The sequence below is a fragment of the Pseudomonas edaphica genome, from assembly GCF_005863185.1.
In the GTDB taxonomy this organism is placed as follows: Bacteria; Pseudomonadota; Gammaproteobacteria; order Pseudomonadales; family Pseudomonadaceae; genus Aquipseudomonas; species Aquipseudomonas edaphica.
In genome coordinates this window covers 1-9,049 of the sequence record NZ_VBVZ01000234.1, presented here as the reverse complement: position 1 = coordinate 9,049, position 9,049 = coordinate 1, and the positions used below count along the sequence as shown (strand labels likewise).

The 9,049-nt window shown below is 57.1% G+C and carries 13 protein-coding genes; 3 read left to right on the top strand and 10 right to left on the bottom strand.

Annotation, left to right across the window (positions count from 1 at the left end):
• The 4 genes from FEM54_RS16660 to tspO all read right to left on the bottom strand — a co-directional run.
• Positions 1–455 (bottom strand): GNAT family N-acetyltransferase (locus FEM54_RS16660; RefSeq protein WP_138451974.1); only part of this gene is annotated, 455 nt, incomplete at its 3' end.
• A 20-nt stretch (positions 456–475) separates the two neighbouring features.
• The gene (locus tag FEM54_RS16655; RefSeq protein WP_138451972.1) at positions 476–1,015 is read right to left on the bottom strand and encodes a hypothetical protein; all 540 of its coding nucleotides are present in this window, start codon (positions 1,013–1,015) and stop codon (positions 476–478) included.
• 65 nt (positions 1,016–1,080) lie between these two features.
• On the bottom strand, positions 1,081–2,025 hold the full coding sequence (locus FEM54_RS16650; protein ID WP_138451970.1) for an alpha/beta hydrolase: 945 nt from the start codon (positions 2,023–2,025) through the stop codon (positions 1,081–1,083).
• Complete coding sequence (gene tspO / locus FEM54_RS16645) at positions 2,025–2,465, bottom strand: tryptophan-rich sensory protein TspO (RefSeq protein ID WP_138451968.1); 441 nt, start codon at positions 2,463–2,465, stop codon at positions 2,025–2,027. The genes FEM54_RS16650 and tspO overlap by 1 nt, the downstream gene beginning before the upstream one ends.
• A 195-nt stretch (positions 2,466–2,660) precedes the next feature.
• Between tspO and chrA the strand changes: the two genes are divergently transcribed.
• Positions 2,661–3,872, top strand: coding sequence for a chromate efflux transporter (gene chrA, locus FEM54_RS16640; protein ID WP_138451966.1), 1,212 nt, complete (start codon positions 2,661–2,663; stop codon positions 3,870–3,872).
• Here the strand turns inward: chrA and FEM54_RS16635 are convergent.
• The gene (locus FEM54_RS16635) at positions 3,853–4,434 is read right to left on the bottom strand and encodes a nucleotidyltransferase family protein (protein WP_138451964.1); all 582 of its coding nucleotides are present in this window, start codon (positions 4,432–4,434) and stop codon (positions 3,853–3,855) included. The genes chrA and FEM54_RS16635 overlap by 20 nt on opposite strands.
• Before the next feature lie 124 nt (positions 4,435–4,558).
• Here FEM54_RS16635 and FEM54_RS16630 point away from each other — a divergent pair, with 124 nt between their 5' ends.
• Both FEM54_RS16630 and FEM54_RS16625 read left to right on the top strand, forming a co-directional pair.
• Positions 4,559–5,164 carry a hypothetical protein gene (locus tag FEM54_RS16630; RefSeq protein ID WP_171045853.1) on the top strand — a complete coding sequence of 202 codons (606 nt, stop codon included), beginning with the start codon at positions 4,559–4,561 and terminating at the stop codon, positions 5,162–5,164.
• A 543-nt stretch (positions 5,165–5,707) separates the two neighbouring features.
• Complete coding sequence (locus FEM54_RS16625) at positions 5,708–5,947, top strand: DUF6124 family protein (protein ID WP_058422484.1); 240 nt, start codon at positions 5,708–5,710, stop codon at positions 5,945–5,947.
• Between the two features lie 55 nt (positions 5,948–6,002).
• Here FEM54_RS16625 and FEM54_RS16620 read toward each other — a convergent pair whose 3' ends face one another.
• From FEM54_RS16620 to FEM54_RS35120, 5 genes are all read right to left on the bottom strand, one after another.
• Positions 6,003–6,284 (bottom strand): 7(1) septoil knot domain-containing protein, encoded by a 282-nt coding sequence (locus tag FEM54_RS16620; protein ID WP_138451962.1) that lies wholly within the window; start codon positions 6,282–6,284, stop codon positions 6,003–6,005.
• A 75-nt stretch (positions 6,285–6,359) separates the two neighbouring features.
• Complete coding sequence (locus FEM54_RS16615; RefSeq protein WP_017136893.1) at positions 6,360–6,593, bottom strand: hypothetical protein; 234 nt, start codon at positions 6,591–6,593, stop codon at positions 6,360–6,362.
• A 525-nt stretch (positions 6,594–7,118) separates the two neighbouring features.
• Positions 7,119–7,775: a hypothetical protein gene (locus tag FEM54_RS16610; RefSeq protein ID WP_138451960.1), complete on the bottom strand. Its 657-nt coding sequence runs from the start codon at positions 7,773–7,775 to the stop codon at positions 7,119–7,121.
• Between the two features lie 379 nt (positions 7,776–8,154).
• Positions 8,155–8,559 carry a hypothetical protein gene (locus tag FEM54_RS16605; protein ID WP_138451957.1) on the bottom strand — a complete coding sequence of 135 codons (405 nt, stop codon included), beginning with the start codon at positions 8,557–8,559 and terminating at the stop codon, positions 8,155–8,157.
• A 46-nt stretch (positions 8,560–8,605) separates the two neighbouring features.
• Positions 8,606–8,908: a DUF7660 family protein gene (locus FEM54_RS35120; protein WP_117139476.1), complete on the bottom strand. Its 303-nt coding sequence runs from the start codon at positions 8,906–8,908 to the stop codon at positions 8,606–8,608.
• Positions 8,909–9,049 lie beyond the last annotated feature (141 nt).

The window sequence follows — 9,049 nt, the reverse complement described above, 5'->3', positions numbered from 1 at the left end:
GCTTCGACGTCGATCACCTCAAACCCCTGCCGCCGCCAAAAATCAATCGCACCCGGCAAAAACGGATGGGTGTGCAGGTAAACCACCTCTACACCATGCGCCTGTGCCTTAGCCTCCAATGCGCGATACAACTCCCCTGCCAAACCAAAACGGCGAAACGCCGGCAGCACGAACAGGCGCACAACCTCGACGACTTTGCGGCCCTGGTAATTCAACTGCGGGAAGCGCCCGTCATACGGCAGATAGCCGACGGCAGCCACGATTTGACCTTCAACACAGGCCAGCAGAAACTGGCCGTCACCCTTTAGGTAAACGGCCTCAAATCGCGCCAAGTCATCCGGCAGGCCCGTGGCGCTGAGCTTGGGGAAAAGCTCGGCACGGGCCTGCAGAACAAAGGCCAGCACCTGCGGAAGGTCGGCGGCCGTCACCGTCCGAATGGTCAGGCTTTGTGCCATACAATCTCGATCGCTCAGTGTCACTTGGTATGCACGTAGCACAAAGCAGAGCCCTTCACGCCCGACGCATGGACGCTGACATGCCGCGTGGAAAAACCTGGCTTCTCGACGAACTGCTTCTCTTGCCAACTCGCGTAGATGCCGTACTGATAACCGATGGCGCCATTGGCATACCACGACACGGCCATTTTATACACGCCCTTCTCATCCGGGGCCTCCCACTGCGTCTTGTCGATGACCGGCTTCGCCTGGTTGAACGTGCGCAGGTGGAACGTGCGCGGCCCGCCGTTGGGCTCGGTCGAACTGGACAGAAACAGCGTGTCGTCTTCGGCATCGTCTTCGGCAGCCGCCAGAATCACTGCCGGCACCCACTTCTCGCCCCGGTACTCTTTTTCGATGAACACCGTGCAGCTCAACGTGCCGTCACCTGGGGTCTTCATTTTGAATTGCCGCTCGTACTGCCCGTAGGGCACATCAAACGAGAAGTTGTATTCGGCGGCTTGAACATCTGCCACCAGCAAAAATGCCGACAGCCCTACAACTGCATGGGAAATGGTCACGTGTGCGTCCTTGCGGGAATCTGGAAACCAGGGTGTCAGAGGTTACGCGGGGTGCAGGTGAATGGCTAACCACTACAAGCGAGTACCGACTGGATCCTCGCCGATATCCACCGCCGACTGTAAGCAAGTACGCCATCCGCCATCGCCACCGGAAAATGAATAAACCCATGGGCAGATTCCGGTAACAGATGGGCTTGTACCTCTGCCGCTATGCCCCAGCGCTCGGCAATCAGCAGGGTGTCGTCTTTGAGCGGGTCCAGCTCCCCAACAAACATCAACGCAGGTGGCAGCCCTGTAAAGTCGCCAAACAACGGTGACAACGGCGGCTGCCGACGTTGCTCATCACTCAAGCCCGGCGTGAGCAGGCGCAGCGCTTCGACCATGCCCGGTCCGTCCAACAACAACGTCTCGGGCCCCGCCGTGCGCACGCTCGGTGTGCCGGTCAAGTCGTATACGCCGTAGTACAGCACCGCGCCGTTTACACGTTTGAGCAGGTCCGGCCATTGCTTAAGCGCCAGCAAGGTTGCCGCCGCCAAATGCCCACCGGCAGACTCACCCACGACGAACACTGGCAAGCCTGCAAACTCATCACTGCTGAGCAGCCAGCGCGCTGCATTCAGGCAGTCCTCCATCAACCCCTCAACCGGCGTGTCCACCGCCAGCCGGTAATCCACCGACACCACCGCCACGCCGCACGCCTGCACCATGCCCAGGTTGAGGTCGTCATCCATCTGTGCATTGCCGATCACCCAGCCGCCGCCGTGGATATCCAGCACCACGCCGTTGGTTTTCCCCTCGGGCCGCAGGATACGCACGGGCACACCGGCCACTCGGCGGGTTTCAGCCGCAGGCGCTTTCTTGACCTTTTGACTGACCCGCAGCAACGCCTGGATCAAACGCGGCGTGACGCGATTGCGGATTTTAAAACGCGGCAGCCAGGCCAGCTTTTTATTGAACTGGCGCATCTGGACTAATTCAGCCTCGCTCGCGGGCCAGCGTTTATGAGCCATCAGCGGTTATTACGCAAAATCGAGAAATTCAACGCCGCCGCTACGCTCAGCCACGCCAGGTAAGGGAACAGGATCAAGCCGGTGATCAAGTCCAGCCGCAACGCCATCACCACCAACGCTGCCACTACCAGCCACAGCAGCACGATCACCACCATCCCGGCCAAGAGGTTGTGAGCCCCGAAAAACACCGGCGTCCACAGCGTGTTCAGCGCAATCTGCGCCGCCCACAGGCCCAGGGCCAATTGGCTGCCAGGAATCATCGTCAGGCGATAGCCCGCCCAGGCGAGCAGCAGGTAGATGACGGTCCATGCCACCGGAAACAGCCAATTGGGTGGAGTGAAGCCGGGCTTGACCAGGGTTTCGTACCACTGGCCGGGCTTGAAAATGATGCCGGTACTGGCGGCGGCGCCGCAGGCGATGAGGAAAATAAGGAAGATCATGGGCTGTCCTGGGCTGAAATCAGCGGTGATGGGTGGGAGGCCTTGTTCCCTGCCATTTCAATGACTCAAACACACGGGCATAAATTCCATCCAGCGCGGCAATTTGCACAAACCAGCGCCTCTTCTTCGCGTCATCAAAATCGACTAGGGTGCCTCTACGCCTTAATCCGTTTGCCGTCATTGGGATGCTGCGCCTTGAACCTCTCCACTGTTGACCACCGCGCCAGCCCCTGGTCGGTATTCCTGATTTTCCTGCGCCTTGGGCTCACGTCATTCGGTGGTCCGGTGGCGCATCTGGGTTACTTTCGCGACGAGTTCGTCACCCGGCGGCGCTGGCTGAGTGAGCGCACTTATGCGGACCTTGTAGCACTGTGCCAATTCCTCCCCGGCCCGGCCAGCAGCCAGGTGGGCATTGCGCTGGGTCTGTCACGGGCGGGCTACGGCGGCGCGCTGGCGGCGTGGCTGGGGTTTACCCTGCCGTCGGCCGTGGTGCTGATCCTGTTTGCAATGGGTATTGCCCAACACAGCGCGGCCATCCCGTCCGGCGTGCTGCACGGCCTTAAAGTCGTGGCGGTCGCCGTCGTCGCGCAAGCCGTGTGGGGCATGGCGCGCAACCTGTGCACCGACGCAACGCGCATCACTGTGATGCTGATCGCCGCCTGCATAGCCCTGCTGCAAACCTCGGCCTGGGGCCAGGTGGGTGTTATAGCCGCAGCGGCACTGGCCGGCCTGCTCTGGCTCAATACCCCGCCGCCGACCACCCACGACGCGCTGCCCATCACCCTCAGCCGTCGAACCGGGGCAATGTGGCTGGCGTTGTTCCTGATATTACTGGCGGGCCTGCCGCTGCTGGCGCAGTTCACAACCCGCCAAGACGTAGCCGTGATCGACGCGTTCTACCGCACCGGTGCACTCGTGTTCGGTGGCGGCCACGTGGTACTGCCGCTATTGCAAGCGGAGGTCGTGCCGACACTCTGGGTGAGCAACGACGTATTCCTGGCCGGCTACGGGGCGGCGCAAGCCATGCCCGGTCCCCTGTTCACCTTCGCCGCATTCCTTGGCGCGTCGATGCAACAGCCCCCCACCGGTTGGCCTGGCGGTTTGCTCTGCCTGCTGGCGATCTTTGCGCCCTCGTTTTTGCTGGTGATGGGCGCAATGCCCTTCTGGGAAAGCCTGCGCCGCAGCCCGCGCACCCAAGCGGCTCTCGCGGGCGTGAATGCTGCAGTGGTTGGCCTGTTGCTGGCAGCGCTGTACCAACCGGTGTGGACCAGCGCCATCTTCAGCGCCCGGGACTTCGGTCTGGCCCTGATTGCCCTGATGGCGTTGATGGTGTGGAAATTACCCCCGTGGCTGGTGGTGCTGGGCAGCGCCGGGGTCGGATGGCTGCTCAGCCTCGGCCCGGCATAACCTCAGGCGCCACGATCGTGAGCCAAGGCCAGCGCGCCTGATAACTGCGGGCCTTGGCGGCGAACAACTCAGGCTCGCGGTGCAGCGGGTTAATGCGCAACACGCCCTGCTCCACATCCGCCAACCCATAGGGCGCGTACACTTCGCCGGTGTCGATCTCCAGCCCGATGCACGTGCCGGCCACCAGGTAACGGTCCACGCCCTGTTTAGCCGAGTGCAGCTGCGGATAAGGCCGACCAAAGCGCTCGCTGTACCAAAGGTGCACCCGCGCCTGGTTCTTGACCTCGACATTAACGCCCAAATCCTCAAACAACCGCTCGGCGGCGCGGATCACTTTGTCCTCCGCTTCGTAGGACAAGTCCGTGTCGAAGTAAAAGACGTCGTAGTCCTTTACGTTATGAGCCGCAGGCAAGTTTGACTGATGGTTCCAGACGGCCTGGAACAGGCAGCCCGCCGTGAGCATGCACTGCTCCACACCGAGGTCGGGCAGGCGTGCGGTGATTTCGGCGTTGATGGGGTTGGCCATGGCCAGCTCGAGCAGGGTGTTGACGGTCAATGTCATGTTTAATCCTTGTGTGTTCAGGGTGGCTCAAGTCACCGAACCTACACGACGGCGGGGAGGGTTTCGTGACAGCAATGTTTCTATACACTTTGCCCGCCCGCCACCAATCGTCAAGGATAAAACGATGCGAATCAGAGAAATGGCCCTCATCACCGCCAGCGCCCTGCTGCTCACCGCCTGCAGCGACAGCCCGTCGGACACCGACATTCAAGCCGCGCTGCAACCCCGGCTGGAAGGCGCTTCCTGCGTGAAGGCGGCGATGTTCAACCGCTTCCCGGTGACCTTGGGTGACGGCGTCATGAGCGGCACCTCCAGCGCCAACCAGCCGGCCTTCGACGCCCTGACCGACGCCGGCCTGCTGACCAAAAGCGCCAACACCTACAGCCTCACCGACAACGGCCGCGCCGCCTATGTGCAGCAAGAGTCCGGGTTCTGCTACGCCCAGGGCTATGAAATCGCCAAGATCCAGAACATCGCCGCCAACCCCAACCCGATGGGCGCTGCCGTGGATAAATCCTGGGTGGTGACCGTGGACATCCGCCAGAAAACCATCGCCGACTGGGCCAACACCCCGGCGATTGAAAAACTGGCCCGCAACCCGGAAAACCTCTCCGAAGTGCCCAAGACCTACACCGTGGTGGTGGGCCGCTTGAAGGGTGAGCAAACGCTGAAGCTGATCGACCCACGGTTTTCGATCATGCGTGGGGTTGGGGTGAACCAGGCGTTCTAAGTGGTGAGCAGTACTGTTGTGGAAAGCGGGTTCGTTGTGGCGAGCAGGCTTGTTGTGGCAGGCAGGCTTGTTGTGGCGAGCAGGCTTGCCTTGCGCTGGAGTGCGCAGCGCTCCCAACCCAGCCACCGCGGTCCAAGAGGGAAACCCGGCCGCCTGAATTCGGGGCCGCTTCGCAGCCCAACGCAGGGCAAGCCTGCTCGCCACAAGGGAGTTTCCTAACCACAGGGAATGGTGAACAAGCCCGCACCACCTTGCTCCATTGCCTACGCGTGCGTCAGAATCCGCCGGCTTGTGCGCTGAGGTGGCCGTCTCTAAGGTGGCTCGGTCGCTGAATGTTCAGTGATCGGGTTTAGTAGCCTGAGTTGGGTATTGAAAAGTGCATGAGCTTCATCAATCAGACATTGCGTCTGTGCTTGATGGTGGCTGTGCGTAGGGCGTCCTCGGGCGCGCCGGCTTTGATATCCACCGGTCTACTAACCTGCGCACAGCTGCCACCTTTTCGTTTAGTAGCGAAAAGATGGCGGCCAAAACCAGGATATCGTTATGACTCAAGCAAAAACTGACTCAACCACCCTCTTCACCGTCGTCCCCGACGCCAACACCGAAACCCTAATCACCAACAGCTACGAAACCTTCACTAGCGTCAGCACACTGCTGCTCGACCTGTCCGAAGACCTGTGCGGCAAACACCGCGACATCGCCCTCGCCATCCACCAACTGAGCGAACTGGGCGTGCTGCTCACGGCCAAATTGCTCGACCGTGAAGCACCTTGCCCTGGCTGATAAACAGCCCACGGCAGCGCCGCAAAGGGCGCTGCCTTCAATTAACGACAGGGTATTAATCCACGTACTGAATAGTGAAATCCGGGTAGTGATCAACAATCTGAATCTTGTAGTCGGGGTAGTGATCCACCGTTTTCCACTTGCCGGCTGAATCAGGGTAGTGATCCACCCTCTTCACCTTGAGGTCCGGGTAGTGATCGACCACCTGAACCTTGTAGTCAGGGTAGTGATCGACGTACTGAATGCTGCCGTAAATCTTCGAGACATCAACGCTCGTGCCCGCTTGAGCGCCGAAGGCACAGGTCAGCAGCAGTGACGCGAGAGCAACTTTAAACATGACAGCCTCATCCTGAGAAATAAAAGGCGCCCAGTCTAACGCCCTGCGCGCGCAACTTCCTGTAGTGCCGGGCTCTTAACCCTTCAACTCACCCGCGCGGTTACTCGCCGCATCGTCGTAAGCCACATACAAGGATTCGGCGATCTGGCTTTTGATGGCTTTGGTGGATTCCAGGCCCAACACAAATCCTTCGGCTTTGCCGCCAGCGCGGTTGAGTTCTTCGTGGGTCGCGGCGCCAGTGATGGCGTCGAGAAGCTTAGCGGCGTGAGGGCCGACGCCTTTGGGGAGGGAGATTTGGTCGATGGACATGGCGATACCTTGAGAAAAATGATCGGGAGCGCATGGACCACTGCCGGGGGGTGCCATGGTAGACCGGTTAGCGTGGAAAGGGGGGCTTTCGGCCAAAAGCTGCCGGTCGGGTCAGGCGGCGTCCGACCCGCTTTCGTCATTCAGAACTGGCTAATTGGCAAAAGTCAGACAATTGAATGCGTCTATGAAATCAGGGGCTTCCATGTAGCGCAATGGCTCTACAGTTGCCAAAACCGATGGGGACTCGGGGTAATCGTGTTCCATGGCGTCTTTTCTGCCATATTCGCGCCGCAGCATTGTGCGATCACCAGAGCGCTCTTGGACTGTTACGGCCCTCATCCGGTTGCAACTCCGCGCCCGGCGCAGGGAGAGTTTTTTTGGTGGCTTGACCATCGGAATATTTATCCCGTATTCGGCTCAAATTATCTGCAACTGACGAAGCCTTCGGGCACATATTAATTGCAAGTGGGCTTGCATCCCACCGTACTGGCTCGCATTCAGTCGCAAAATCCCTGCAAGCATTCCTCAACGCTGCCTTAATGCTTCTTCAATAAGTGATGATGGATCAATGGCATAACCCTTTTGTCCAAGCAGTTTATAAAAATCTTTATTAGTATTTTCAAAAACTGCAAAATTTGAGATTTCGACATTATCCTTTTCCAGCTTCTGCAAAAGAAAGTAAATAATATCTCCTTTTGCCCATACGGCTTGTTTGAAGCTGATGCCACTCTCATAGTCAGTGCTGAGCTTTGTAACAAGCGGTGGACCATTTTTTTTCTGAATAGCCCCGAAAAGCTCACTATTTTGTGATTGCGAATAAATCATTAACTCGTACATTGATAATTTTTCGTCCGCCTCAGAAAAATGAAAAATTATCCTGTTTTTCATACTCTTAAAATCACCAGAAACAACCAAGCCATTGTAACTCAAAAAACCAAGCGAAGAGCTTTCCGTCCTTTCATAGCCAAGCAATGTTTTCTCTTCTGATGGAATTGCATTAACACGAGCTTGCTTATAAATAGATTGAATATTTTCTTTAAATGTAAGACCTGCCAAATCCAGGCCATTAAGAATGGGTTGGGAGTTTTGAATGGTGTTCCCTCCCACACTCTCATCATTATTTTTTGAAAAGCAAATCGGAGTTATGACAGATAGAATAATGACGAATACAATTTTTTTCATGTATGTTTACCTCAAAAGTAGACGATAGTGAATGTGGAAAAATCGTACGGTAAGCATTCGGATTTTCAAAGGAAAAAGGGAAAAAGGGGACAGATTTATTTACCTTCATATAAATCCGTCCCCTTTTTTGATTGAGGGTATCGCGGAATCAGGAACTGGTCCGGGGCCACCTGTAGTGAAGAGCGCAACCTGTCCGAGGGCGTCGGTAGCGACCCATCCAACGTCAAAGTCCTGAAGAACGAAGGGAGCCATCATTTGCACCTACTTTTGAAGAGGGGACGAGTTGATTTCCCAACTCTGCTTACCAGCCCAGAGAGTGTAAAAGTGCGTAGACAAACTCTCAAAGCGGGAAGAAATTCGAAGGATTTATTTTTCCAGCTTAAAGATCTGCTTCTGGCCGATATCCGCTACCACCCTGAAACTCACGCATTATCTGCACAACCAGCGGCTTCACATATTTCTCAATGGTATCAATCTCCGGCGGATCATCATGGCGCCCCCACTCCCCCTGATCAAAGGCCTGATAAAGCGAGAAAGCAGGCTGCGGCATGTCATTGGTCATGCCCACATCAACGATGGCAGCGATGAGCCCGTTCATGACGCCATCGCAGAACTCGTAAGTCAAAGCCCCTGCCAAGTAGCCTTCAGCAACCGCTATGGATAGCTCGTTCAGCAGATTGCGGGGGGCCACGCCGAATTCCTCGCAGGCGGCAGCAAGATCATTCAACGTTAAACCGTAGGCTTCGGCTTCAACCAAAAGCTTATTGCGTTGGTTCTTTGGCAACCTCCCGTCCACGGTTCCCTTCCAAGTTGCGGATGTCGTCCCCGAGTCACTCATAATACTTCCCAGCCAGCAAAATGGCCGCACAGCGATGCCAAACATTGGGTATCGACCTATCCTCTTGGGCAAGTCGGGAACTGGCGTCTGCCCACGAAGCTGCCGCATCGAAAAACGCGTCAACGGACACATTTTCCCAGCCTAGAGCACTTGGCCCATAGGCCGATGAAGGCGATGTCTTTTCAATTAAACGCCCGCTGGCGAAATCTACACCGAGGGCTTCGATAAATCGTATGAACGACGGTTCATCTCTGACGTGCGCCAACAACTCATGAAGATCTACAGGGCTATGCATAGATTTCCTGGAAGCACTTAATGATTGATCACATGCTGCTGCACTGCATCGTGAACGGTCAACTCGGCTATCCAGGCTTTCAGGCCGGGGATGTGATGCGGAGTGACCACTCCTGGCCGTAAGCTGACCTTCTCAACAACC

Excerpts from the sequence above, each read along its gene's own strand:
- FEM54_RS16630 (WP_171045853.1), top strand. The coding sequence starts at position 4,559 with ATGCGAATCAGAGAAATGGCCCTCATCACCGCCAGCGCCCTGCTGCTC.
- FEM54_RS16610 (WP_138451960.1), bottom strand. The coding sequence starts at position 7,775 with ATGAAAAAAATTGTATTCGTCATTATTCTATCTGTCATAACTCCGATT.
- FEM54_RS16625 (WP_058422484.1), top strand. The coding sequence starts at position 5,708 with ATGACTCAAGCAAAAACTGACTCAACCACCCTCTTCACCGTCGTCCCC.
- FEM54_RS16615 (WP_017136893.1), bottom strand. The coding sequence starts at position 6,593 with ATGTCCATCGACCAAATCTCCCTCCCCAAAGGCGTCGGCCCTCACGCC.
- FEM54_RS35120 (WP_117139476.1), bottom strand. The coding sequence starts at position 8,908 with ATGCATAGCCCTGTAGATCTTCATGAGTTGTTGGCGCACGTCAGAGAT.
- FEM54_RS16620 (WP_138451962.1), bottom strand. The coding sequence starts at position 6,284 with ATGTTTAAAGTTGCTCTCGCGTCACTGCTGCTGACCTGTGCCTTCGGC.
- FEM54_RS16635 (WP_138451964.1), bottom strand. The coding sequence starts at position 4,434 with ATGACATTGACCGTCAACACCCTGCTCGAGCTGGCCATGGCCAACCCC.
- tspO (WP_138451968.1), bottom strand. The coding sequence starts at position 2,465 with ATGATCTTCCTTATTTTCCTCATCGCCTGCGGCGCCGCCGCCAGTACC.
- FEM54_RS16650 (WP_138451970.1), bottom strand. The coding sequence starts at position 2,025 with ATGGCTCATAAACGCTGGCCCGCGAGCGAGGCTGAATTAGTCCAGATG.